The sequence below is a fragment of the Halomarinibacterium sedimenti genome, assembly GCF_019312585.1.
Classification (GTDB): Bacteria; Bacteroidota; Bacteroidia; order Flavobacteriales; family Flavobacteriaceae; genus Halomarinibacterium; species Halomarinibacterium sedimenti.
In genome coordinates this window covers 61221-87754 of record NZ_JAHWDP010000003.1, presented here as the reverse complement: position 1 = coordinate 87754, position 26534 = coordinate 61221, and the positions used below count along the sequence as shown (strand labels likewise).

At 35.4% G+C, this 26534-nt stretch carries 26 protein-coding genes; 18 read left to right on the top strand and 8 right to left on the bottom strand.

What is annotated here, in order from left to right; all coding sequences use genetic code 11:
• The gene (gene aroQ, locus KXJ69_RS07525) at positions 1-417 is read left to right on the top strand and encodes a type II 3-dehydroquinate dehydratase (protein WP_219052390.1); all 417 of its coding nucleotides are present in this window, start codon (positions 1-3) and stop codon (positions 415-417) included.
• Between the two features lie 46 nt (positions 418-463).
• Here aroQ and lpdA read toward each other — a convergent pair whose 3' ends face one another.
• From lpdA to KXJ69_RS07510, 3 genes are all read right to left on the bottom strand, one after another.
• A complete protein-coding gene (gene lpdA, locus KXJ69_RS07520) occupies positions 464-1840 on the bottom strand; it encodes a dihydrolipoyl dehydrogenase (RefSeq protein ID WP_219052389.1) in 1377 nt (458 codons plus the stop codon).
• A gap of 152 nt (positions 1841-1992) precedes the next feature.
• Positions 1993-2472: a peptide-methionine (R)-S-oxide reductase MsrB gene (msrB, locus tag KXJ69_RS07515; protein ID WP_219052388.1), complete on the bottom strand. Its 480-nt coding sequence runs from the start codon at positions 2470-2472 to the stop codon at positions 1993-1995.
• A 12-nt stretch (positions 2473-2484) separates the two neighbouring features.
• Entirely contained in the window at positions 2485-2979 is a 495-nt protein-coding gene (locus KXJ69_RS07510; RefSeq protein WP_219052387.1) for a hypothetical protein, read from the bottom strand.
• 136 nt (positions 2980-3115) lie between these two features.
• On the opposite strand from KXJ69_RS07510, the gene KXJ69_RS07505 reads away from it, so the two are divergent.
• From KXJ69_RS07505 to KXJ69_RS07495, 3 genes are read left to right on the top strand one after another with little or no spacing between them, the layout of a single operon-like run.
• A complete protein-coding gene (locus KXJ69_RS07505) occupies positions 3116-3928 on the top strand; it encodes a M48 family metallopeptidase (RefSeq protein ID WP_219052386.1) in 813 nt (270 codons plus the stop codon).
• 44 nt (positions 3929-3972) lie between these two features.
• Positions 3973-5271, top strand: coding sequence for an MFS transporter (locus KXJ69_RS07500; protein ID WP_219052385.1), 1299 nt, complete (start codon positions 3973-3975; stop codon positions 5269-5271).
• Positions 5272-5326: 55 nt separating this feature from the next.
• Entirely contained in the window at positions 5327-6715 is a 1389-nt protein-coding gene (locus KXJ69_RS07495; RefSeq protein ID WP_219052384.1) for a DUF6252 domain-containing protein, read from the top strand.
• A 69-nt stretch (positions 6716-6784) separates the two neighbouring features.
• Here the strand turns inward: KXJ69_RS07495 and KXJ69_RS07490 are convergent, their stop codons facing one another.
• The 4 genes from KXJ69_RS07490 to KXJ69_RS07475 are packed head-to-tail and all read right to left on the bottom strand — an operon-like array spanning position 6785 to position 9699.
• Positions 6785-7516 (bottom strand): head GIN domain-containing protein, encoded by a 732-nt coding sequence (locus KXJ69_RS07490; protein ID WP_219052383.1) that lies wholly within the window; start codon positions 7514-7516, stop codon positions 6785-6787.
• 11 nt (positions 7517-7527) lie between these two features.
• A complete protein-coding gene (locus KXJ69_RS07485; RefSeq protein ID WP_219052382.1) occupies positions 7528-8622 on the bottom strand; it encodes a hypothetical protein in 1095 nt (364 codons plus the stop codon).
• Positions 8606-9151, bottom strand: coding sequence for a hypothetical protein (locus KXJ69_RS07480; RefSeq protein WP_219052381.1), 546 nt, complete (start codon positions 9149-9151; stop codon positions 8606-8608). Before KXJ69_RS07480 ends, KXJ69_RS07485 begins: the two co-directional genes overlap by 17 nt.
• Positions 9148-9699, bottom strand: a complete 552-nt coding sequence (locus tag KXJ69_RS07475) for an RNA polymerase sigma factor (protein ID WP_219052380.1) — start codon at positions 9697-9699, stop codon at positions 9148-9150. The genes KXJ69_RS07480 and KXJ69_RS07475 overlap by 4 nt, the downstream gene beginning before the upstream one ends.
• A gap of 215 nt (positions 9700-9914) precedes the next feature.
• On the opposite strand from KXJ69_RS07475, the gene lon reads away from it, so the two are divergent.
• From lon to KXJ69_RS07405, 14 genes are all read left to right on the top strand, one after another.
• Entirely contained in the window at positions 9915-12365 is a 2451-nt protein-coding gene (gene lon / locus KXJ69_RS07470) for an endopeptidase La (RefSeq protein WP_219052379.1), read from the top strand.
• Positions 12366-12460: 95 nt separating this feature from the next.
• Entirely contained in the window at positions 12461-13480 is a 1020-nt protein-coding gene (gene porQ, locus KXJ69_RS07465; protein WP_219052378.1) for a type IX secretion system protein PorQ, read from the top strand.
• A complete protein-coding gene (gene cmk, locus KXJ69_RS07460; protein ID WP_219052377.1) occupies positions 13480-14172 on the top strand; it encodes a (d)CMP kinase in 693 nt (230 codons plus the stop codon). Before porQ ends, cmk begins: the two co-directional genes overlap by 1 nt.
• A gap of 524 nt (positions 14173-14696) precedes the next feature.
• On the top strand, positions 14697-16295 hold the full coding sequence (locus KXJ69_RS07455) for a T9SS type A sorting domain-containing protein (protein ID WP_219052376.1): 1599 nt from the start codon (positions 14697-14699) through the stop codon (positions 16293-16295).
• Between the two features lie 214 nt (positions 16296-16509).
• Entirely contained in the window at positions 16510-18351 is a 1842-nt protein-coding gene (gene rpsA, locus KXJ69_RS07450) for a 30S ribosomal protein S1 (RefSeq protein WP_219052375.1), read from the top strand.
• A 127-nt stretch (positions 18352-18478) separates the two neighbouring features.
• On the top strand, positions 18479-19018 hold the full coding sequence (pyrR, locus tag KXJ69_RS07445; protein WP_219052950.1) for a bifunctional pyr operon transcriptional regulator/uracil phosphoribosyltransferase PyrR: 540 nt from the start codon (positions 18479-18481) through the stop codon (positions 19016-19018).
• Between the two features lies 1 nt (position 19019).
• Positions 19020-19958, top strand: coding sequence for an aspartate carbamoyltransferase catalytic subunit (locus tag KXJ69_RS07440; RefSeq protein ID WP_219052374.1), 939 nt, complete (start codon positions 19020-19022; stop codon positions 19956-19958).
• The gene (locus tag KXJ69_RS07435; protein WP_219052373.1) at positions 19948-20283 is read left to right on the top strand and encodes a ribonuclease Z; all 336 of its coding nucleotides are present in this window, start codon (positions 19948-19950) and stop codon (positions 20281-20283) included. The genes KXJ69_RS07440 and KXJ69_RS07435 overlap by 11 nt, the downstream gene beginning before the upstream one ends.
• 28 nt (positions 20284-20311) lie before the next feature.
• Complete coding sequence (locus KXJ69_RS07430; protein WP_219052372.1) at positions 20312-21220, top strand: ribonuclease Z; 909 nt, start codon at positions 20312-20314, stop codon at positions 21218-21220.
• Positions 21221-21244: 24 nt separating this feature from the next.
• The gene (locus tag KXJ69_RS07425) at positions 21245-21715 is read left to right on the top strand and encodes a DinB family protein (protein ID WP_308701034.1); all 471 of its coding nucleotides are present in this window, start codon (positions 21245-21247) and stop codon (positions 21713-21715) included.
• An 85-nt stretch (positions 21716-21800) separates the two neighbouring features.
• Entirely contained in the window at positions 21801-22445 is a 645-nt protein-coding gene (gene pdxH, locus KXJ69_RS07420; RefSeq protein ID WP_219052370.1) for a pyridoxamine 5'-phosphate oxidase, read from the top strand.
• Positions 22446-22472: 27 nt separating this feature from the next.
• Entirely contained in the window at positions 22473-22958 is a 486-nt protein-coding gene (locus KXJ69_RS07415; RefSeq protein WP_219052369.1) for a SixA phosphatase family protein, read from the top strand.
• Positions 22958-25045 (top strand): polyphosphate kinase 1, encoded by a 2088-nt coding sequence (gene ppk1 / locus KXJ69_RS07410; RefSeq protein ID WP_219052368.1) that lies wholly within the window; start codon positions 22958-22960, stop codon positions 25043-25045. Before KXJ69_RS07415 ends, ppk1 begins: the two co-directional genes overlap by 1 nt.
• A gap of 1 nt (position 25046) precedes the next feature.
• Complete coding sequence (locus KXJ69_RS07405) at positions 25047-25946, top strand: Ppx/GppA phosphatase family protein (protein WP_219052367.1); 900 nt, start codon at positions 25047-25049, stop codon at positions 25944-25946.
• Here KXJ69_RS07405 and KXJ69_RS07400 read toward each other — a convergent pair.
• Entirely contained in the window at positions 25943-26524 is a 582-nt protein-coding gene (locus tag KXJ69_RS07400) for a MiaE family protein (RefSeq protein ID WP_219052949.1), read from the bottom strand. The two genes, KXJ69_RS07405 and KXJ69_RS07400, sit on opposite strands and share 4 nt — an antisense overlap.
• Between the last annotated feature and the right edge of the window lie 10 nt (positions 26525-26534).

The following is a 26534-nucleotide window of genomic DNA, read 5'->3' as shown; positions in this document are numbered from 1 at the left end:
GTGAAGATTATCATCATTAACGGTCCTAATCTCAATTTGCTTGGAAAGCGAGAAAAGAACATCTACGGTGACTTAACTTTCGAGGAGTTTTTTCAAACTTTGAAAGAAAAGTACCCACAAGTGGAGCTATCCCATTTCCAATCGAATGTAGAAGGAGAGTTGATAAACAAAATCCAGGAAGTGGGGTTTTCTTATGAGGGCATTATTTTAAATGCTGCTGCTTATACACATACATCGGTAGGGATAGGGGATGCTGTAAAAGCCATTGAAACCCCTGTAGTGGAAGTGCATATTTCTAACACTTTTGCTAGAGAAGAATTTAGACATCATTCACATATCTCTGCAGGTGCAAGGGGCGTCATCCTTGGTTTTGGTTTGCAAAGTTATGAATTGGCACTCCAGAGTTTTCTAAAATAAAAAAAGCCCCAATTTGGGGCTTTTTTATTACAATACTATTTATTTTCTATAAATGGATTACTTCTCCATAAGCATCGGCCACAGCTTCCATTACAGCCTCACTCATAGTAGGGTGTGGGTGAATGGCTTTTAGCACCTCGTGCCCTGTAGTTTCCAATTTGCGTCCTAATACGGCTTCGGCAATCATATCGGTTACACCAGCTCCAATCATATGGCACCCTAACCATTCGCCGTATTTGGCATCAAAAATTACTTTTACGAATCCGTCCTTGGCACCAGAAGCACTTGCTTTTCCACTAGCGGAGAAGGGGAATTTACCCACTTTCAATTCGTACCCTTTTTCCTTAGCTTGCTTTTCGGTAAGTCCAACACTGGCAATTTCAGGCGAAGTATAGGTACATCCAGGAATGTTTCCGTAATCAATGGCTTCAACATGCATTCCGGCAATTTTTTCAACACAGGTAATTCCTTCTGCGGAAGCAACGTGAGCTAGAGCAGGACCAGGAACTACGTCACCAATGGCATAATAACCCGGGATGTTGGTTTGGTACCAATCGTTCACCATAATTTTACCTTTATCGGTGACTATTCCTACATCTTCTAATCCAATATTTTCAATATTTGCTGCAATTCCCACAGCAGAAAGAACTACATCTGCCTCCAGTATTTCTTCTCCTTTTTGGGTTTTTACTTTCGCTTTTATACCTTTGCCAGAAGTATCTACACTTTCTACAGACGAATTGGTCATCACATTGATGCCTCTCTTCTTAAATATTTTTTCAAATTGTTTGGAAACGTCTTCGTCCTCCAATGGAACTAAATTTGGCAAGAATTCTACGATGGTAACTTCAGTACCCATACTGTTGTAGAAATTTGAAAACTCAACACCTATTGCACCACTCCCCACAACAATCATCTTTTTAGGTTGTTCTTTCAGCGTCATGGCTTCACGATAGCCTATCACTTTTTTTCCGTCTTGTTTTAAATTAGGAAGCTCACGAGAACGAGCTCCTGTAGCGATGATGATATGATCTGCGCTGTATTCTTTTCCGTCGACATCTACTTTTTTTCCTGGTTTTATTTTTCCGAAACCATTAATCACATCAATTTTATTCTTTTTCATCAAAAATTGAACACCTTTGCTCATCCCATCGGCAACACCACGGCTACGTTGTACCACTTTGGTAAAATCTTTATCAAATTCTTTTACAGTAAGTCCGTAGTCTTCGGCGTGTTTTAAATAATCGAAAACTTGCGCACTTTTAAGTAGGGCTTTGGTAGGAATACATCCCCAATTAAGGCAAACGCCTCCTAAGCTTTCTTTTTCAATAATGGCGGTTTTAAAACCTAATTGCGATGCTCTAATCGCCGTAACATAGCCTCCGGGGCCACTTCCAAGAACAATGATATCGTATTTACTCATTTCGAAAATTTATCGTGATTTTGAAGTAGCAAATTTACGAAATGTATCTATAACAAGGAAGTATTGTTTGCTTTTTGAATACCCTTTCATTTTAAAAAGGAAAACCCTTCAAATTCTATTTTGAAGGGTTTGTATATATATTTTGAAAAATTCTACTTTTCAGAAGGAATAAATTTTAGGGCCGCACCATTAATACAATGTCTTTTTCCAGTCGTTTCCCTTGGGCCATCATTAAATACGTGACCTAGGTGACCACCACAAGTGGCACAGTGCTCTTCGGTTCGTGCATAGCCAATATTATAATCGGTAGAAAAGGCTACATTTCCTTTAATTTCTCTATCGAAACTTGGCCAACCTGTTCCACTATCAAATTTATGTTTGCTCAAAAACAGGGGAGTTTCACACGCGGCACAAACGTAGGTTCCTTTTTCTTTATTATAATTTAATTCGCTAGTAAAAGCTCTTTCGGTTCCTTCTTCACGAAGGACGTAGTATTGTAAATCGGTTAACTGTGCTTTCCATTCGGCTTCCTTTTTGGCCACAGAGAAGGATTCTTTTTTCTTTTCATTTTGTGCTTTTGAATTACAGCTTAGTAGCAATAACCCAACAAGCAGTAATGCTATTTTATTCATATTTTTTTCAATTTAGTTTCCTAAAAACTCCACTTGAGGGGAATTTTCCAGTTGCTCCATGGTAAGGTCTGCTTGACCAAATTCGGCAGGAACAATGGCTATGCGGAAACTTTGGTCGTTTGTCCATTCCGATCCTAACTCGGTTAAATCAAAATTTCCATCCAAAAAGAATTTAACATCAAAAAAGGTATGGTTGAAGGTATATAAGAAAGTATCTCCTAACGAGAAATAGGTGGCAGGAAGTGGTGTCCAAATATCAGCTCCGTCAAAAGTACCTTCCCAGCGATACACGAGGATTACATCACTTTCATAAACTTCAATTGCTGATGGGATATTTACAACTCTCTGAAAATTATTATTCTCATTTAAGTTAATTGTTACTTCAAAAACTTGCCCTAAAATATTGATGCCATCATAGCCTGGAGGTCCTGGAGGGCCTTGTGGCCCTTCACAAGCAGTTAAAAATAGAGAAATGACAATGAGCGGAAGAATGAGTATTTTTTTCATAGTAATTTTTTTAGTTTGAAAAGGTATTGCAAAAGCCGTTCCATTTTCAAAATTATAGTTTTTAAATACACTTAGGCATCGTATTTGTAAATATCGTTATATTTAACGTCTTAAATATTCATTTAAATATTTCAAAATGAAAAAGCTCACTATTCTCTTTGCAATTGCACTTTTTTTATCCTGTAGTACAAACCCCTTTACTGGGAAAAGCACGTTGGCGCTAGTACCAAATTCTCAGTTATTTCCTATGGCTTTTCAAGAATACAGTAGCTTTTTATCTGAAAATAAAGTGGTTTCGGGAACAAAAGATGCACAAATGGTAAAAAGTGTAGGGCAAAAAATTGCCGTTGCTGCAGAACGTTATTTAAATGCAAATGGTTATGCAGGGTATTTACAGGATTATCAATGGGAGTATAATTTGGTAGATAGCCCAGATGTAAATGCTTGGTGTATGCCTGGAGGAAAAATTGTAGTGTATACAGGTATTTTACCCATCACGCAAAATGAAGCAGGATTAGCTGCCGTTATGGGTCACGAGGTTGCCCATGCATTGGCAAATCACGGACAACAGCGTATGAGTGCAGGACAATTACAGGCTTTAGGGGCAGTAGCAGGAAATATAGCTTTAAGTAAAGATCCTAAAAATCAAGAAATTTTTAATCAAGCATACGGAATTGGAAGTACGGTAGGAGTAATGTTACCCTTTAGTAGAAATCACGAAAGTGAAGCAGACCAAATAGGATTATATCTTATGGCAATTGCAGGTTACGAGCCTATGGTAGCAGCTCAATTGTGGGAACGAATGAAAGCTAATGCAGGAGGACAAGCTCCGCCGGAGTTTTTAAGTACACACCCGTCAAGTGATACACGAATAAATAATATTAAGGGTTGGGCACCCGCCGCAAAAGCTGAAGCAAAAAAATACGGAGTGACCACTTTCAAAAAATAACTAACTTATACAAAAGCCGCCAAGGGCGGCTTTTTTGATTCGATATGGCTAACTTACCAAAAGGAAGTAAAAAACTTCTCAATGCTTGGGCGTTTTACGACTGGGCAAATTCTGTTTATACACTTACTATAGCTTCGTCTATTTTTCCAATATTTTATTCCGCATTATTTCTTTCAGAAATTAAAACTGTTGATGCCTTTGGTTTTACATTTAAAAGCACGGCGTTAATTACGTTTGTGACAGCCTTTACTTTTTTGGTTGTGGCTTTCACCTCTCCAATTCTTTCAGGTATTGCAGATTATGTAGGCAATAAAAAGTATTTTATGAAATTCTTTTGCTATGTGGGAGGGTTAGGATGTATCGGTTTGTATTGGTTTAGTTTAGACCATATTTATTTAAGTATCCTATTTTATTTTATGGGTTTAATAGGGTATTGGGGGAGTTTGGTTTTTTACAATTCATACCTTCCCGATATTGCCTTTCCAGAGCAACAAGATAGGGTAAGTGCCAAAGGTTTTTCACTTGGTTATTTTGGAAGCGTCATTCTTCTTATCGTAAATCTTGCTATGGTGATGAGTCAAGATGACGGTGCTGCTAAAATGGAAATGATGCGTTATTCTTTTATCACGGTAGGAGTGTGGTGGATTTTGTTTAGTCAGTATTCTTTTTATTATTTACCAAAAGGGACTTCTTCGGGACATAGGGTTACAAAGGCAGTTGTTTTAAATGGGTTGCGTGAGTTACAACAAGTTTGGAAGCAATTAAAAAACAACTTACAATTGAGACGCTATTTGCATGCATTTTTTGTTTTTAGTATGGCTGTACAAACTATTATGCTTGTTGCAGTATATTTTGGAGAAGAAGAAATAGCGTGGGGCAGTGATGATGCAAAGACCATGGGGTTAATTATAAGCATTTTAGTGATACAAATTGTGGCGGTAATTGGTGCGGTATTAACTTCGAGAGCTTCTGCCAAATTTGGAAATATTAACACGCTCATTTTTATTAATTTTATTTGGATGGGCTTATGCTTTTATGCATACTTTATGCAAAGTCCAATTCAGTTTTATATTGCCGCTTCCTGTGTTGGTTTTGTGATGGGCGGAATACAATCCTTGGGGCGTTCAACCTATTCAAAATTTTTACCCGAAACAGAAGATACTACGTCCTATTTTAGCTTTTATGATGTTGCCGAAAAAATAGGAATTGTTATAGGGATGGGGATATTTGCTTCTATAGATCAATTAACCGGAAGTATGCGAAATGCCATTTTATTTTTGTTTATTTTCTTTTTAATTGGAATCATTTTATTGTTTAGAGTACCAAGAAAACAATTAGATTAAACAATTTTTACTTATGTTTGCGTTACATACCTATGCGAATTAACTTACTTACTTTATGAAAAAAGCGATTATTTTAAACTGGATGCTCTTAGCCCTATTTGCATTAAGTTTTTCAAGTTGTACCAACGAGACTTTAGAAGGAGAATTTATTACAGACGAGACTGGAACTGGAAACGGCGAATTCTCTGCGACCATAGATGGTGAAAATTTTGTAGCTACTGCAGTAACAGCCGAACTTACAGATGGTGTTTTAAACTTAAAGGCTACTGATGCCGGGGGAAATGTGGTTACCTTATTAATTGAAAATGTTGGAATTTGTACTTACGATTTATCTTTACAGAGTAGCACTGCAGAATATGCAATAGTGAATGATAATGATTCGTTTTCTAGTTTAGGTTCCGTTGGAGGATCTGGATCGGCAAGAATAATCGCACTAGAATCTGAAGACCTAAAGATTGCAGGAACTTTTCAGTTTAATGCCATTAGACAAGTAAATGCTACTAATGAATTTGTTGTTGTAACAAATGGGGTTTTTACCGGTGTTGCTTTTAATCTAGTTAGTGGTAGTGCCTTGCCTAACGAATGTGAAACATCTGGAGGAGGAAATGTAGATCCTGAAACTAGTTTCTTTGCTAAAGTCGATTTGTTAGAGTTTGTAGAAGAAACCATTGAGGTAACTCGAGTAACTGTTTATGACACGCCAATGGTAAATATTGTTGCCACCACGGCAAATGGTGCGCAAATTAGAATAGATATTCCTGAAAATATTGGTGGTGTTGGTACGTATACGTTTCCGCCAGCAGATATGCCAATTTCAAATGGAGCCATACTCTTTGCAAGTTATAATGATGCGGCAGGAGGCGAATCTTTAACTGCTATTCCAGAAACCGGAACCATTACCTTTACGGAGTTTGGAGCAAATACAGGTAAAATGACAGCTACTTTCTCTTTTATGGGACAAGATCCTATTGATGGAGGTGAAATCGTAGAAGTTACTGAAGGAACGTTTACAATCGATTTTATTGAAAATAGTGGTGGAGTAGAAGACACATTTACCGCAGATATAGATGGTGAAGAATACACTTATGATTCTATTGAAGTTACTCAAAATCCATTTAATGGACAGACCATAATTAACATTACAACAATAGATTCAGTTACCAATAGAAGCCTAACTATTTCTTTTCCTATAGATATTCAAGTAGGAACCTATGAAATGTCGCCATTCTTTACTAACGGAGATGAAGTAGTGGGTATTCATAATCCTAATATAGGAAGTTCCATTCTTTTTAAATCAAATCCAGGAACTCTGTCAATTTTTAGCTATGAATACAGTAGCGGAGTTTTAGAAGGAGCGTTTAGTTTTTCAGCCGTCGATCCTTTAGAGAATGATCCCACAGTTTATGAAGTTACCAATGGGTATTTTGTAATTACACTACAATAATGTAGAAATATTAAATTATAAAAAAAGCCACTCATTGAGTGGCTTTTTATTTGAATTGTTATTTTGATTTTAATAAGAAGTAATATCACCAGAACCAGATGTTTTAGTATCACTTTTTTCAGGATTTCCTTTATAAACTATATCACCAGATCCGCTTACCCGTGCATTTATACTTTGTTTAGCTACCACTTGTATATCGCCCGACCCGCTTACACGCGCTTCGGTATTGTTGGATTGTAGGTCGAACCCTTTAAAGTCTCCACTTCCAGTAACCGTTACAGCAAGGCTATTAGTAGAACCCTTTAAAACAACATCTCCTGAACCTGTTATACTTGTTTCAATGCTTTGTGCTTCTACAGTTAAATTAATATCTCCAGAGCCTGTTACAGATACTTCAAATTCATTCGCTTTTATGGTATCTTTTGTGTCTACATCCCCAGAACCTGTAAGACTTACTTCAGAAATATCCTGAAAGGGTACCGTAACGTGAATCCCTTTTTTGGTTTTCAAATTGTATCCTTTTTTCGTTTTTATGACCAATTCTTCTCCTTTTACCTCTATCACTATATAGTCGTGTAAATTGCTATCGGTAGTTACAGATATATTTCCTTCGGTTCCTTTTTCTAGATGAACATCCATGGAGCCGACCACTTTAATCTCGTCATAACCCCCAGTGGATACAGATTTGGTGGTTACATTCCCGTCGCCGACCACTTTGTTATGTCCCCATTGGGCATTACTTTCGGTCACTGAATAAAGTAATAGTCCAGCACACATGATTGATTTTAAGATAGTTTGCATAGTTTTTAGTTTTAAAGTTTTTTAAGGGTTACGCCCCCATATCCTGAATTAATATTTATTGTATTTCCCGAATCTTTTCTACCGTAATAACCGCTGTAGGTCTTACTTGAATAATCTTTCGAAGTTTTGGTAATCTCCAAGTCCTCTTCACCATTTAGGCCTGCATAGGATAGGTCTATGTAAAAATTAAAGTTTGCATCACTATCATAATACAGTTTAACCCCGGCATAATCTGAATCAATAGTAACATCTTTTACAGAAGATTTCATTCTATCTACAGTAACCGAGCCATAATCTGTATTTACATTTAGACTTTCGGTTAATACATCTACTCTTAATGGAATGTAATCACCACGCCCTAAAAGTTTTCCTACTTTTCCAATGTTTAGTTTACCATAATCATTGTTGTAATTAATGCTCCCTACTTCGTTAACTTCAGAGTTGGTATAATCTGCATTTAACTCAAGATACTCTACCTTATCTAAAGTAAAGCTAGAATAATCTGCATTTATCTTTCCGCTTTTCATATAGCTTATGGTAGAATTTTTGGTATAGTCGAAATTGAGGTAGTTATTATCTGCTAAAAGTCTTCCAAGGTTTAATTGACCATAATCACAGTTAATCTTCGCATTCCCTTTAATTTCATTAATGTTAATGCTTCCATAGTCATTATTTAAATCTACGCTATTAGTAACGGGCATTTTTATGGTGTAATTAATCTCCATATGTACATTTTTGTTATTGTTGTTACCCCAGAAACTCCAAGATGAATTTTTACGATCTTTAAAAATAGTTTTTGCGGTAACTTTTGAAGCACTACCAGAAAAATCTACATCAATATTGTCCAGTTTTTCTTGTACACGTTCTTCGTCGTTACCATTAGTGCGAATATGCACTTCAATGACGATACGGTTTTCGTTCCAAGTGACAATATCAATATTTCCGTAACTGTTATCCACAGTGAGTCCTGCTTCGGCATTTACTGCAAACTCTTTTTTTAGTTTTTTCTCTTTGGTATATTTCCCATTGAATTTGGGGTCAATATTGGCCGAAACTAATGCTGGGACTAGCAAGACCAATAGGCATATGTTAAATAGTTGTTTCATTGTTATTTGCTTTAAGTGTTTTTACTTCTTCCATGGTTGAAAATACCTGTTCTAAAATGTCAATTCGGCTTTGAAAATTAGCAATCATAGCAGCCACAACTCGCTTGTCGTTTCCGCTTTGCATCAAATCAATTTTTAGTTTTTCGTAGTTCTCTTCCAAGACTTCAAGCCGTTTTAGGGCATCTTGGACGAGATGTTTTGTATCCTCATCCTGAAAGCTTTTTAATGTTTCGATTTCTTGATTGATGGTTGATACAAAGAAAGACTGCGTTTTTTCCATTTCAGGAGAAATACTAGCCAAATCTGCTGTTTTTTCTTTTTGGATCAAGCCATAAAAGCTTATTCCTATTACTAAAAGAATGGATGCAGCTATGGATAATGGCTTCCACCAAAACATTTGAGTTTTGGGTGGATGTTGTGACTTCAATTTTTCTATAAATCGTTGTTGATGTCCTACAGGTATCTCTTCCGTATTGAAGGAATCTTGTAATCTTTCAAATAATTTTTCTATGGAGTCATTTTCTTTCATGCGCTTACGGTTAACTTAGTTCTTAAACTTTCTTTGGCTCTGGAAATCATTGTTCTACAATTGGCATAACTTATTTGAAGAATATCACAAATTTCTTCGTAATCATATCCTTCAATAAAATGAAGTGTAAGTATTGTTTTGTAATTTTCGTGAAGTGTTTCCAGGCAGTGGAGTAGTTCTGCTACTTTGGTGCTGCCATAGTCTTCGCTTTCAATTCCAAAACCTTCTTCGGCTTCTTCTTTTAAATCATATTCTGACAATTCTGTAAATCGTTGGCCCTTTCTATATTGTACAATGCTATTGTTAATGACTATTCGCTTTAACCAAGACCCAAAGGTTGCTGTACCTTTAAAAGAATCTAATTTGCTAAATGCTGCTATAAACGATTCTTGCATAACATCTTCGGCTTCGACTTCGTTTTTAACAATGCGTAATGCCGTATTATACATGGCCTTACTGTAACGATTGTACACTTCTAATTGTGCCAACTGATTTCCCTTCTGACAAAGAGCGAGTAATGATTCTATTTTTTGATCGGTTAGTGCCAAAAAAACAATTGTTTAGTATAGAGATATACAGGGATTAAAAATGTTACACTTTAAAATGAAAAATTTATGAGCTGGCATAACTATTGAATTATAGGATTGAAAAAAATAGCTTAAAAGTTGATTATTCAACCCTTTAGAGCGCATATAAGACACTAATTTACTAAAGAAGACCGTTGCAAATTCTATTTTTGCGACAGAATGTCTTAAAAATTATTATGACGAAAACAAAATTGATATCCATAGACAGTTTGTCATTTCAAGATTTAAATGAAGATGCCGAGTTAATTCCTTTAATGACGCCCGAAGATGAGGATGCCATGGCAAAAGAAGATTTGCCAGAAACACTTCCAATATTACCATTAAAAAATACGGTACTTTTCCCTGGTGTGGTGATTCCTATTACTGCAGGAAGAGATAAGTCCATTAAACTCATCAATGAAACTAACAAGGGAAGTAAGGTTATTGGAGTAGTTTCCCAAAAAGATGAAACCAAAGAAAACCCGGGATTTGAAGACATAAATACCGTAGGAACTGTTGCTAGAATACTACGGGTATTAAAAATGCCAGATGGCAATACAACCGTTATTATTCAAGGTAAAAAAAGATTTGAAGTTTCACAACTGGTCACGACAGACCCTTATTTAACAGCAACAATTAAAGAAGTTGCCGAAGCACGGCCTGCGAAAGATGACAAACATTTTAGCGCTGTGATAGACACAATAAAAGAATTGGCAATAGATATTATTAAAGACAGCCCGAACATTCCGTCGGATGCGGCTTTTGCAATTAAAAATATTGAAAGTGTTCCTTTCTTAATCAATTTTGTGTGCTCCAATTTGAATATTTCAGTAAAAGAAAAACAACAATTGCTGGAGATTAATGACCTGCAGGAACGAGCCATGGAAACTTTGAAATATCTTAACATTGAACTACAAAAACTTTCCCTTAGAATGGATATTCAGTCGAAAGTGGAAAGTGATATTTCAAAACAACAGCGCGAGTATTTCCTTCAGCAACAAATGAAAACCATTCAAGAGGAGTTGGGTGGTCCTTCTCATGAAGTTGAAATTGAAGAAATGCGGGCGAGAAGCAAAACAAAAAAATGGAATGAAGATGTAAAAAAACATTTTGAAAAGGAGATTGCAAAGCTTCAGCGTATGAATCCGCAGGTGGCAGAATTCAGCATTCAAAGAAATTATTTGGATTTACTGCTAGAACTGCCATGGAATGAATTTAGCAAAGATAAATTCGATTTAAAACGCGCCAGAAAAATCCTAGATAGAGATCATTATGGATTGGATGATGTAAAACAACGTATTATAGAATATTTAGCCGTTTTAAAACTTCGGAATGATATGAAATCACCCATACTTTGTTTGTATGGACCTCCAGGAGTGGGTAAAACCTCTTTAGGAAAATCCATTGCCGAAGCATTAGGTCGAAAATATGTGCGTATGTCTTTAGGGGGCTTACGTGACGAGGCCGAAATTAGAGGCCACCGTAAGACGTATATTGGAGCTATGCCAGGACGCATTGTGCAAAGCATTAAAAAAGCAGGAACAAGCAATCCTGTATTTGTTTTGGATGAAATCGATAAACTTTCGGTAGGGAGTCAAGGGGATCCTTCATCGGCAATGTTGGAAGTGCTCGATCCAGAACAGAACAGTGCCTTTTACGACAACTTTTTGGAGTTGGGATACGACTTATCTAAAGTAATGTTTATTGCAACATCCAATAGTTTAAGTACCATTCAGCCGGCGTTAAGAGACCGAATGGAGATTATCAACGTTTCAGGATATACTATTGAAGAGAAAGTTGAAATAGCAAAAAGACATTTGCTTCCAAAGCAATTAAAAGAACACGGACTTTCAACCGCACATTTAAAAATAGGGAAACCTCAATTAGAAAAAATTGTGGAAGGCTATACACGGGAGAGTGGTGTGCGTACCTTAGAGAAGCAAATTGCAAAAATGGTACGTCATGCGACTATGAAAATTGCCATGGAAGAAGAGTACCAAGTGACTGTCTCAAATAAAATGATCATTGAGGTGTTAGGAGCGCCTAAAATGGAGCGTGATAAATATGAAAATAATGATGTGGCTGGTGTTGTCACTGGATTGGCTTGGACAAGAGTGGGAGGTGATATTTTATTTATTGAATCGGCAATTTCCAAAGGAAAAGGAACCTTAAACATGACAGGTAATTTGGGAACTGTAATGAAAGAATCTGCCACCATTGCACTGGAATACATTAAATCGAATGCTGAAAAACTGGATATTAATCCGGATGTTTTTGAAAATTACAATATTCATATTCACGTTCCCGAAGGAGCTACACCTAAGGATGGCCCTAGTGCTGGAATTACGATGTTAACCTCCTTAGTGTCTTTATTTACACAGCGAAAAGTAAAGAAAAGTCTCGCCATGACGGGTGAAATTACCCTTCGTGGAAAAGTGCTTCCTGTGGGTGGAATTAAGGAAAAAATATTAGCTGCAAAGCGTGCTAGAATTAAAGAAATTGTTCTTTGTGAGGATAATCGGCGAGATATTGAGGAAATAAAACCTGAATATCTTAAAGGATTGACTTTTCATTATGTAAAAGAAATGAGTGAAGTATTAGATGTGGCGCTTACCAAGCAAAAGGTGAAAAACCCCAAAAAGCTTTAAATTCATAAAAATGATGAAAGGATAATCCTTTTTTACTCGCCGAAAATAAATTATCATTGTAGTCGTTTAAACTCCAAGGAACGTTTACTAGGTTAATGGTTCAAAAACTCACTTTATTAGGTTGCCTTTTTATTGCTACAGCATCTTTTGCTCAAGTAGGAGGTAGAGCAACCTATCAATTTCTAAATTTGGGTATTTCACCACGACAAGTAGCGTTAGGAGGGAAAGTAGTAACAAATTACGACTATGATCCTACCCAAGCTATCTACAATCCAGCAAGTATTAATCCAGAAATGGATAATCAACTTTCCCTAAATTACAATAACTATATTGGTGATGTAAACTACGGAACAGCTTCCTATGCCTATTTATGGGATCGACGAACACAAGTATTGCATACAGGGATAACCTACATTAACTACGGAAAATTTGACGGCTACGATGAACAAGGAAATGCTACCAATAGCTTTGGTGGAGGTGAAGTAGCGCTTTCTTTTGGGCACGCTAGAAATATTGCTTTCACTAATTTTCATATTGGAGGGAATGTCAAATTTATTTCTTCAAAACTAGAACAATACAGTTCTTTTGGTGTGGCCGTGGATGTCGCGGTGATGTATGTTTATGAAGATTGGGATTTACATATTACGGCAGTAGCCAGAAATTTAGGAACACAAATTCAACCATACGAGAATACCATCGAAAAATTACCTTTTGAAGTTGTATTAGGAATCTCACAAACACTACAAAATATACCTATTCGTTGGCATTTTACATTGGAAAATATGCAAACGTGGAATATTGCTTTTGCAAATCCTAATCGTGATGAAATTGACTTGGAGGGCAACACTACATCCGAAAAAATCACCTTTGTCGATAATGCTTTTCGGCATATGATAGTAGGAATCGAGCTTTTTCCAGAAAGTGGTTTTAACTTACGATTGGGATATAATTTACGACGTGCAGAAGAACTACGAATTATAGAACAGCGTTCCTTTGCTGGATTAAGCGCAGGATTTTCAATTAAATTGAATAAACTTAGGCTGAGCTACGCCTATTCAAAATATAACTCGGCGGCTGCAACGAGCTTTTTCGGACTCAATATAAACCTTCAATAATGCGAAAAATTACCATAGCTATTGACGGACATTCTTCCACTGGCAAAAGCACGGTAGCAAAACAACTGGCAGATTATTTGGGATATATTTTTGTGGATTCTGGAGCGATGTATAGGGCCGTTACTCTTTTTGCATTACGAAAAGGAATTATTTCTGAATCACATTTCGATAAAGAAAAACTGATTGATTCTTTGGCGGAAATCCAATTAACATTCAAAAAGAATAAAGAAGAGAAAGCCGAAATGTATTTGAATGATGAAAATGTAGAAAAACAGATTCGCACTTTGGAAGTATCGGAATTCGTAAGTCCTATTGCTACGGTTTCAGAAGTGCGTAAAAAACTAGTGGAACAGCAACAAGAAATGGGTAAGGAGGGAGGCATCGTGATGGACGGTAGAGATATTGGGTCGGTGGTTTTTCCTAATGCTGAATTAAAAATATTTATGACGGCTTCCCCACAAGTAAGAGCAGAACGTCGTTACAAAGAGTTACTAGAAAGAGGAGACACTATCTCGTTTGAAGAGGTGTTAGAAAACGTTACGGAGCGAGATCAAATTGATTCTAATCGCAGAGATTCTCCTTTAAAAATTGCCGAGGGAGCTATTGTTATTGACAATAGCGAAACCAACCAAGAAGATCAATTTCATATGTTATTGCAGCTTGCTAAAGATAGAATTGCCGGAAGGGTATAAAAAAAACCACTCGATTGAGTGGCTTTTTTATTCTAATTCTAGCTTATATTGCATAAAATTCGTTGTATTTGCTAGGTCCTGTCGTTACGTTTGGGAAGCAAATTCTTTTAAGAAAGTGTATATCCCTCCGTTTGTGTTCTCTCTTCAATACTTTATGGTTTCTTAAAAGTGGGTTCATAATGCTAGATTTTTAAAGTTAAGCGTTATCTGTATCTCCTTTTGTTATTCCATACAAATCCTAAAGAGGTTTTTGGCTTTTCTGTTAAGGTGTTGCTGTTTAATGTTCTCATGATTGTTGTTTTTAAAAATTATTCGTTTTTTGATTAATGATTGTTACTAGATAGACGACACAATAAATATTTTGTTACAGTACTATGTATAACAAAGTAGTAATTTAACATATTTTAACTATTTTATTATAGATTAATTAGAGTATAAGCATTTGAATTATTCAATTAATATATTATCATAATAGTATTTATTAAAAGTAATTTATTAACTTTAAATTAGATATAGTCTATAAAATGAAGAGTTTAGCAACATATATTTTTATTATACTTTTTTGTAGTAATGGTATTTCTCAAAACAAACTGAATTTTGATGCTTTTAAAATTTCAGTAGATTCTATATTAAAAAAACAATCAAAATTTCAAAAACAAAATAGAGAGTCAAATACATTAGTGTTTTTAGCAGATTCTATTATCGATTTTTATTTTGATGATTTTTTTAAACCTTGTGAAAACCAGCCCACAAAAAGTTATTATACCTATAATATTAATGGAAATGTTGCAACTAGAGAAACTAAAAATACACCAGAACCGGGATGTGAGGTTGATGCTTACAATAATAGATATACCTATAGTTATAATGGAAATCACCCAAATAATGTGACAGAGTATTTAATAGAATCTTTCGACTTTATCACTAACGAATGGGTAAATACTAATAAATATAGTTATCAATATGATACCTACAACAATCAAATTGAAGTAATAAGTCAACAATGGAACGAAAATACCTCTTCTTGGGAAAATACGTCAAGACTTGAAAATACTTATAATATAAACCTTCTTCTATCAAGCAATAGATATTCGTGGGATTCAGACAGTAATGACTGGTTTTGGAACAGAAGTGAAACATACCAATATAACACAAATGGGAATCTTTTAGAATACCTTTATAATTCTTGGGATTACACTTTAAATGAATGGGAAACTCTCAGAAAAAAAGTATATGAGTACGATGCCTATGAAAATGTGACAATGTATGCAGAGTACCAGAAGTATACTAGTGAAAACCAATACGAATGGAATAGAATTACCATTACAAACTCCGCTTATGACACGAGCAACTATCTAATTGAAGAAATAATTTATAGAGACTGGAATAACAATACTCAAAATTGGAACACTAAAAAGAAGTACGACTATACAAACAATGCTAATGGTAGTCCTACTGAAACTCAGATATATTTATGGAACGAAGTAACAAACAATTGGGATAACGAATCAAGACGATTTACTACTTACAATACAAATAGTTATATTTTAGAAGAAATTACACAAGAATGGGAATCAAATTCTTGGGAAAATTTAAATAGAATATTATTTACCTATAATTCATCAAATCTTTGGATAGAAAAACTACGGGAAACCTGGAATAATGAATGGGAAAATAATATAAAAGAAACTAGAGTTTATAATGAGTTTGATAATTTACTAGAATATAAATACGAATATTGGTCTGGTACAAATTGGTATGTAGACTATTACACTTTATTAGATTATGACGAACACCAAAATTTAATACAATATATAGACAGTGGCATTTTTCATTATAATGAAGTTAATATCTATTATTCGGAATATGATGTTGAATTAGGAATTTCTAACCATAATATTAACAATGCTATTTCGATAGTACCAAATCCTTCAAATCTGTTTATTTCCATACTTGGCTTGGAAAAAGAAGCGAGTATTTCAATCTATGATGTTAGTGGTAAGTTATTATTGAAGTCTGCTAACAAAAATCTAATAAATGTTTCTTCATTTGATCAAGGGATATACATAGTTAAGATTGCTTCAAGTGATTCTGTTATTTCTAAGAAGTTTATAAAGGAATAATTATAAAATACAACTTTTTCAAAACACTTTGAAAATCAAAACTAAAGCATTACTTTTGCGACCCTTTTTGGCGACATTATCTGAAAGCGAAAAGGAATAGATAAAAAACCAAACCCTTCTATGGGATGGTCGCAACCCTTTCAGTAAGAACATAGAATACAAAGCACAAGCTTGATTTCTTAATAAAAATTAAGACGGTGCATATTAAATTAAAATGGCTGATAAAGCAAAAAAAGAAGAAGCTGTAGCTGAAGAAGTAGCTGTAGCAAAACCAAAGCAGGAAGTTTCTGCAAAAGAGGCAAACCCTGAAAAATTCCTTAAAGATTTTAACTGGCACAACTACGAAGAAGGAATCGACCAAGTAGATGAAGGACAGTTAGAAGAATTCGAAAAATTAGTAGCCGAAAACTTTGTTGACACGTTAGATGACGAAGTTGTAGAAGGTGAAGTAGTCTATTTAACAGACCGTGATGCGATTATTGACATCAACGCAAAAAGTGAAGGTGTAATTTCGTTAAACGAGTTCCGTTACAATCCAAACTTAAAAGTAGGAGACAAAGTAGAAGTATTAATTGATGTTCGTGAAGATGCAACTGGACAATTAATTCTTTCTCACCGTAAGGCTCGTACCATCAAAGCTTGGGATCGTGTTAATAAAGCACATGATGATGGTACCGTAGTTAATGGTTTTGTGAAGTGCAGAACTAAAGGAGGTATGATTGTAGATGTATTTGGTATTGAAGCCTTCTTGCCAGGATCACAAATTGATGTGAAACCTATTCGTGACTACGATGTGTATGTTGGAAAAACAATGGAATTCAAGATTGTAAAAATCAATCACGAATTTAAAAACGTTGTAGTTTCTCACAAAGCTCTTATCGAAGCAGATATTGAAGAGCAGAAAAAAGAAATCATTGGACAACTTGAAAAAGGACAAGTACTTGAGGGTGTTGTAAAAAACATTACTTCTTATGGAGTATTTGTAGATCTTGGAGGTGTAGATGGATTAGTACACATTACAGACCTTTCTTGGTCTCGTATTAACCACCCTAACGAGATTGTTGATTTAGATCAAAAATTAAACGTTGTTATTCTTGATTTTGATGAAGATAAAACGCGTATCCAATTAGGTCTAAAACAATTAAATCCTCACCCTTGGGAAGCTCTTGGAAAAGAGATGAAAGTTGGTGATAAAGTAAAAGGTAAAGTAGTTGTTATTGCAGATTATGGTGCGTTTATTGAAGTTGCTGAAGGTGTTGAAGGACTTATTCACGTAAGTGAAATGTCTTGGTCTACACACTTGCGTAGCGCTCAAGATTTCGTAAATGTAGGTGATGAAGTGGAGGCAGTTATCTTAACATTAGATCGAGAAGAGCGTAAAATGTCCTTAGGTATCAAACAATTAACGCCAGATCCTTGGACGGATATTACTAAAAAGTATCCTGTAGGCTCTAAGCACAATGGTATTGTACGTAACTTCACAAACTTTGGTGTGTTTGTAGAATTAGAAGAAGGAATTGATGGTCTTATTTATATAAGTGATCTTTCTTGGACTAAGAAAATCAAACACCCAAGTGAGTTTACCAATATTGGTGATACCTTAGAAGTGGTTGTATTAGAATTGGATGTGGAAGGACGTAAGTTAAGCTTAGGTCACAAACAAACCATGGACAACCCTTGGGATAAATACGAAGATGACTTTGCTGTAGGAACTAAGCACACTGCTGCTATCGACGAAATGGTTGATAAAGGAGCGGTAATTAACTTCAATGAAGATATTAGTGCTTTTGTACCAAAACGTCACTTAGAAAAAGAAGACGGAAGCGAATTGAAAAAAGGTGAAGAAGCAGAATTTGTAATTATAGAATTCAATAAAGAATTTAAGAAAGTAGTTGCATCTCATATGTCAATTCACAAAGAAGAAGAAGCTAAGATTGTAAAGCAGGCTGCTAAAGCTGCTGCTAAACAAGCTGAAGAGTCAAAACCAACATTAGGTGATGCAAACTCTAAGCTTCAAGAGATTAAAGACAAAATGGAGGGTAAGAAAAAGAAGTAATTCCTTTTATTTAATTATATCAAAAGCCCTTCAGAAATGAGGGGCTTTTTTATTAAAAGGTTCTGAAAGCATAATAATTCAACAAAAAAACTTAAATTTGACCCCTGAACAAGATTCAGAAACTTCTATGAGCCAAAAAGTGCTACTCAACGCCACTGAAATTAACATCGCGCTCCACCGTTTGTCTTGTCAATTAATTGAAAATCACGATACTTTTGAAAATACAGTACTTATAGGCATTCAGCCTAGAGGAATCTTTTTAGCCGAACGTCTAAAGGATGTGCTTCAAAAAGAGTATAAAATTAAAAAAGTGCAACTGGGTTATTTGGATATTACGTTCTATCGCGATGACTTTAGAAGAAGCGGTAAGCCCTTAGAAGCCAATACTACCAAAATCGATTTTATAGTAGAAGATAAAAAAGTGGTCTTTATAGATGATGTGCTGTATACTGGGAGGAGTATTCGCTCTGCACTCACAGCAATACAATCTTTTGGACGTCCCCTTGAAATAGAACTCTTAACGCTAATAGATAGACGATTTAGCAGACATTTACCTATCCAACCCGATTACAGGGGGAGGCAAGTAGATGCTATAAATTATGAAAAAGTAAAAGTATGCTGGAAGGAGAATGATGGGGAGGATGCAGTTTATTTGATAGAAAAATAATATGAAGGAACTAAGTGTCAATCACTTATTAGGAATTAAATACATCACCAAAGAGGATATACAACTCATCTTTGAAACGGCAGATCATTTTAAAGAGGTGATTAATAGGCCCATAAAAAAAGTACCTTCACTTCGAGACATTACCATTGCTAACCTCTTTTTTGAAAATAGCACCCGAACCCGACTTTCTTTTGAATTAGCTGAAAAACGCCTCTCTGCAGATGTTATTAACTTTTCTGCAGCGTCTTCTTCGGTTAAAAAGGGAGAAACCTTGATTGATACGGTAAATAATATACTTTCAATGAAAGTAGATATGGTGGTGATGCGCCATCCTAATCCTGGTGCAGGGGTGTTTCTTTCAAAACATATTAATTCAAGCATTATTAATGCCGGAGATGGAGCACACGAACATCCTACCCAAGCGTTGCTAGATTGTTTTTCAATACGAGAAAAACTAGGTAAGGTAGCTGGTAAAAAAGTGGTCATAGTGGGAGATATTCTCCATTCCAGAGTCGCATTATCCAATATTTTTGCGCTTCAAAAACTTGGAGCAAAAGTTAAAGTATGTGGTCCTAAAACGCTAATCCCTAAATATATAGAAAAATTAGGTGTGGAGGTTGAAGGAAATTTGATTAAAGCACTAGAATGGTGCGATGTAGCAAATATGTTGCGTGTTCAAAATGAACGAATGGATATAAGCTATTTCCCAACCACACGTGAGTATGCTCAACAATTTGGACTTACCAAAAAGATATTGGATTCTTTAAATAAAGAAATTGTAGTGATGCACCCTGGGCCCATAAATCGAGGAGTTGAAATCACCAGTGATGTTGCGGATAGTAAGCAGGCAATTATTTTAGATCAAGTACAAAATGGTGTTGCAATTAGAATGGCGGTTATATATTTATTAGCTTCAAAAATTAAGCATCATGAAGATTAGTGAACATAACAATTATGTTGTCCTAGCCGATGATCGTGGAGGGTTTTCAGACTTCGTACCCTTCTTAACTACACAAGTCAAAACAAATTTTAAAGGTAAAAATTTGGTGATTGATTTATTAAAATATACTCACATCACTCTAGAGGAGTTGCTTGAGTTAGTTGTACTTTCAACCAAGCATAGAGCCGCAAAAAATTCTTTTGTCATTGTCAATAACTCAATTAATCCAGACGATATTCCAGACGAAATGATTGTAGTTCCTACGCTTCAAGAAGCTGCAGATATTATTGAAATGGAAGAAATAGAAAGAGATTTAGGATTCTAGAATCCTATTTTCTTTCAGAAATACCACTATGAAATTAACCATACTTGGCTGTCATTCTGCAACACCTCGTGCGTACCATAATCCTACAGCGCAGGTCTTAGAGATGAAAGGGCATATGTTTTTGATTGATTGTGGTGAAGGCGCACAGATTCAATTGAGACGAAATAAAGTGAAGTTTTCACGTATCAAGCATATCTTTATTTCGCATCTACATGGTGATCACTTTTTTGGATTAGTAGGATTAATTTCAACTTTTAGATTACTTGGAAGAGAAGCCGAATTACACGTGTATGGTCCTAAAGGAATAAAAGAAGCTATTACGCTTCAGCTTAAGCTAGGAAATAGCTGGACGAACTTTCCACTATTGTTTCATGAATTGGAAAGTGATCAAGCTGAAACTATTTTTGAAGATAAGACCCTTTCTGTAACTACCATTCCTTTAAATCATAGAGTTTATACTAACGGATTTTTATTTCAAGAAAAGGAAGGTGAGCGTAAACTAAATATTGAGGCTGCGGTAAAGGCAAAAATTGACCACAGCTACTTTTCGAAGCTAAAACAGGGATTTGATGTTAAAAACATGAAAGGAGATACCATTGAAAATGCTCAAGTAACTTTTCCTCCAGATCCCCCAAAAAGCTATGCCTTCTGTAGCGATACATTGTATTACCCAGCAATTGTGCCTCAAATAACCAATAGCACCGTTTTATATCACGAAGCTACATTTTTGCAATCTCACGAGGAACTTTGTGAAAAAACCAAACATAGTACAGCGGCTCAGGCTGGACTTATTGCAAAGGCGGCACAAGTGGGCACACTTATTTTGGGGCATTATTCTGGCAGGTATGCAGATTTAAATGATTTTAAAGAAGAGGCTCAGCAACATTTTGATACTGTTGAATTGGCTGAAGATGGAAAAGTGTTTCATTTTGATTAATTTTTGATAAAAATGCAAATGACAATGTCACAGCAACTTGCAAACAGATTTCGAGAAGTAGTTTTAGATGGCAAATGGGTTTCGAACACCAATTTTAAAGACCAACTAGAAAACCTTCCTTTCGAAAAAGTAATAAAGAGAAAAGGCTCTTTAAACTCAATTGCCGTATTATCGCAGCATATTCACTATTATATAGCTGGGGTAAAAAATGTGCTCGAAGGTGGCACACTTGATATAAAAGATGCTTACAGTTTCGATTTTCCTCCCATGGAAACTCAAGTACAATGGGAAACATTTTTAAATAAGCTCTGGGCAGATGCTGAGGCTTTTGCTTTGCTTGTCGAACAATTACCCAATTCTAAATTAGCTGAATCCTTTGTAGATAAAAGGTATGGCACCTACCAACGAAACATAGATGGAATAATTGAACATTGTTACTACCATTTAGGACAGATTGTGCTAATAAAAAAAATGCTTTCTGAAAAGGAAAGGTAAATTTTACTTATTTAACCCAAATTTAAATAGAAAGCTATTTCGCATCCTTCTTAAAACTCGTAAATTGCAACTAGTTAATTAATGTATGCGAGACAACCTTCACGATTACCGTAAAAACTATAAAAAAGGAGCGCTAGATGAAACCTCCGTAAATGAGAATCCTTTTCAGCAATTTCGTACGTGGTTTTATAATGTACGAGATTCTGGCGGGGTAGACGAAGTAAATGCCATGACCCTTACCACTATTGGTGTGGATGGCTTTCCACGTGGCAGAGTAGTGCTGCTTAAAAAATATGACGAAAATGGCTTTTACTTCTATACCAATTACACCAGTGACAAGGGGAAGGCAATAGAACAAAACAATAAAGTCTCACTTTCCTTCTTTTGGCCAAACATAGAAAGGCAAGTCATTATTAAAGGGATTGCTGAAAAAACCAGCGAAGAAGATGCCAGTAATTATTTTGCTTCACGCCCTAAAGGGAGTCAATTAGGAGCACTTTTAAGCGACCAAAGTAGTGTGGTAGCAAATAGAAAAGTTTTAGAAGAAGAGCTAAAGGATCTAGAAAAAAAGTATGAAGGAAAAGAAGTGCCAAAGCCTAAGCATTGGGGAGGTTTTATTGTAAAACCCTTAGAATTCGAATTTTGGCAAGGAAGACCTAATAGATTACACGACAGAATAAGATACAGATTAGAAGGAATTGATTGGGTTATTGAACGCCTTGCACCATAATTAACAGCTACAATATAAATAAAGCATATGAAAACACTTTATATGGTTCGCCACGCAAAATCGTCTTGGGAACATGATGTTATTGACCACAAAAGACCTTTAAAGAAACGAGGAAATAATGATGCAATTTTAGTCTCAAATTATGTTTCAAAGGAAGTCAAAAAACCTAAAAAAATTATTAGTAGTGATGCCGTCCGTGCCTTGACAACGGCTCAGTATTTTAAAAAGGCATTTAATATTACTGATGAAAATTTTGAAGTGAATCATACTTTATATGATTTTAGCGGTCATAAAGTCATGGATATTATTAAAAACTTAGATGACTCGCTTAACAGAGTTATGATTGTGGGACACAATCATGCGTTCACATCGGTTGCAAATATGCTGGGAAACAAGTATATTGATAACGTTCCTACGTGTGGGTTTGTTGAGATTCAATTTGATGATTCCCAGTGGAATACCATTTCTACAGGAACAACAGTACAAACCATTTTCCCTCGAGATTTAAAATAATGAGTCAAAATAAGTCAACAAAGAAGCTTCACGATAGGTTTATAAACAGAGATTTAAGCTGGCTTCAGTTTAATGCTCGAGTGCTTCAGGAGGCAGAAGACCCGAAGGTACCTTTGTTAGAGAGATTACGTTTTTTAGGGATTTTTTCGAATAATTTGGATGAATTTTTTAAAGTGCGCTATGCTACTATAAAGCATATTGTTGAAGCTGGAAAAGGAGGAAGAAGTGAGTTAGGGGGTATTTCGGCAACCGAATTGCTTGAAGAAATTACGCAGATAGTAATTGAACAACAAAATCATAGTCTTAAAATTCTTAGAGAGATAGAGCTCGAACTAGAAAAAGAGGACATTCATATTATTAACGAAACCGAAATTACTCCTTCTCAAAGTAAATTCATTTCAGAATATTATATGCGTGTGGTAAGTCCGGCTCTAGTAACTATCATGTTATCTGAGCTAGAAGAATTTCCATCCTTAAAAGATAGCGCAGCATATTTAGCAGTGCGACTTGTAATGCAAGATGAAGACACTACCTTTCCTTCAAAAATTAATTATGCCTTAATAGAAATACCACGTGGTATCGATCGTTTCGTTGTCCTTCCTGAAGAAAATGGGCAAAAGTATATTATAATTCTGGACGATTTAATTCGTCATTGTTTAGGAAATATTTTCAGTATTTTTTATTACGAAAGTATTTCTGCACATATGATAAAGATAACTCGTGATGCAGAATTGGATATTGACAGTGATTTAAGTAGAAGTTTTCTTGAAAAGATATCAAAAAGTGTAGCGAAAAGGAGTTCTGGTGATCCTGTACGCTTTGTTTATGACAGCACCATCGATAAAGACACATTGGATTACCTCTTAGATAAAATGGGAATTGATGTTATGGATAGTATCATTCCTGGAGGGCGGTATCACAACAGGAGAGATTATATGAGTTTTCCCAGTTTGGGGCGTACCGATTTGTTGTATGAAGTAAATGAACCATTACCCATTGCAGGGTTAAATATTCAAGGAAGTCTACTTGATAAAATCGCAAAAAAGGACTATTTATTATACGCTCCGTATCATACCTTTAGATATGTAGTTAAGTTTTTAAGGGAAGCAGCGCTAGATCCTAAAGTGCAATCGATTAAAATTACAATTTATAGACTGGCGGAAGTTTCTCATATCGCTAGTGCATTAATTAATGCTGCCAAAAACGGAAAAGATGTAACGGTACAAATAGAATTGCGTGCTCGTTTTGATGAGGCTGCAAACATTACTTATGCGGAACAAATGCAAGAGGAAGGTGTGAAGTTGATTTTTGGTATTAAAGGACTTAAAGTACATTGTAAAGCCTGTGTGGTTGAACGATTGGAAGAAGGAAAATTGAAACGATTCTCCTTTATAAGTACAGGAAATTTTAATGAATCTACCGCCAGAATCTATACCGATTATACCCTATTTACTGCCTCTGAAAAAATTGGAAAGGAAATTAATAAAGTGTTTAGTTTTTTTGAAGTTAACTATCAAATAAAAAAGTATAGACACTTAATTGTTTCTCCACATTATACGAGAAACGCCTTTTATCAGTTAATTGATACAGAAATTGAAAATCATAAAAAAGGATTGCCTAGCGGAATTAAACTTAAATTAAATAGTTTGTCCGACTTTAATATGATAGACAGGCTCTATAAAGCCAGTCAAGCAGGGGTTAAGATTCAAATCATTGTACGCGGAATCTGTTGTCTTATTCCTGGGAAAAAGGGATTAAGTGAAAATATAGAAGCCATAAGTATTGTAGATAAGTTTTTGGAACATCCTCGGTTGTATATTTTTAAAAATGGGGGAAAACCAAAATACTATATTTCTTCGGCAGATTTTATGACAAGAAACCTCGATACAAGAGTAGAAATTTCTTGCCCCATTTACGATACTGATATACAGGAAGAATTATTGGAAACATTCGAAATTTGCTGGAATGATAACGTAAAAGCGAGGGTGATAACCGAAAAACAAAACAATGTGTACCGTAGAAATAAAAAGGACAAACTCCGTTCACAAATTGAATTATATAACTATTACCTTAAAAAACTAAGCTAGTTTGCTAAATATTGAAAAATACGCTGCTATAGACATTGGCTCCAATGCTATTCGATTACTTATAATGACCGTTACCGAATATGGTAATAATCCTCCTCATTTTAAAAAGACGTCATTAGTAAGAGTGCCTATTCGATTGGGAGCAGATGTATTTCTTGATGGAAAAATTTCTGAAAGAAATTACCTGCGCATGGTGGATGCTATGACAGCTTTTAGATTGCTAATGAAAAACCATAGTGTGGTACGTTTTAGAGCCTGTGCAACTTCAGCCATGCGTGAGGCTAGTAATGGAGCAGAAATTGTAAAAAAGATAAAGGAAGAAACGGATATTGCTATTGAGCTAATTGATGGTTCTGTGGAAGCTGAATTAATTGCTTCAACAGATTTGCAAGATTTAATAGATTCTGAAAAAACATTTTTATATGTGGATGTAGGAGGAGGAAGTACAGAGTTTACCATATTTTCTAATGGCCACACCGTTACTTCGAAATCGTTTCAACTTGGAACTGTACGCATATTAAATGATATGGTTCGAGAATCCATGTGGGCAGAGGTAGAACAGTGGATTAAAGTGAATACTCACAAATACGAAAAAGTGAGTCTAATAGGCTCTGGAGGAAATATTAATAGTATTTATACATCTAGCGGAAAAAAGCTAGGGAAGCCACTTAGTTATTTTTTTCTATCAGATTATTACGAGAAGCTAAAATCCTATACCTATCACGAACGTATTTACGAATTACAAATGAATGCAGATAGGGCAGACGTTATTATACCGGCAACTCGTATTTACCTTTCTGCTATGAAATGGAGTAGGGCTAAGAACATATATGTACCTAAAATTGGGCTTGCCGATGGAATTATTAAGACCATGTATAACGAAAAATTGAAACAGAATTAACCGTGAACCGTTTCTTCTTTTCCTAAATCCTTCATGATCTGGGCTTCAAATTCAAGTAAATCCTGCCATTTTTTGTCGACCTCTTTTCGGTTGCCGTATTTTCTGGCAAAGTTTAAAAACATTGTATAATGGCTAGCTTCACTTATCATAAGTTTTCTGTAGAACTTGGCTAATTTTTTATCTTCCAGTTCCTCACTCAATAACCTAAAGCGTTCACAACTACGGGCTTCAATAAGTGCGGCATACAGGAGCCTATGAATAAGTTTGGTATTTCTATCACTGCTTTTTGGAAAGAAAGTCATCAATTTATTTACGTACATGTCTTTTCGCTCTCTTCCTAGATGCCATCCACGTTCAATAATCTTATCGTGTACCATTTTAAAATGACTCATTTCCTCCTGAGCAAGTAAACTCATTTCGGTTACTAAGTCACTATACTCTTGGTATCCTATAATTAAAGAAATTGCAGTGGACGCGGCTTTTTGCTCACAATAGGCATGGTCTGTTAAAATTTCTTGAACATTTTTTTCTACAATATTCACCCAACGCGGATCTGTAGGTAGTTTAAGCCCTAACATTTTAATACTT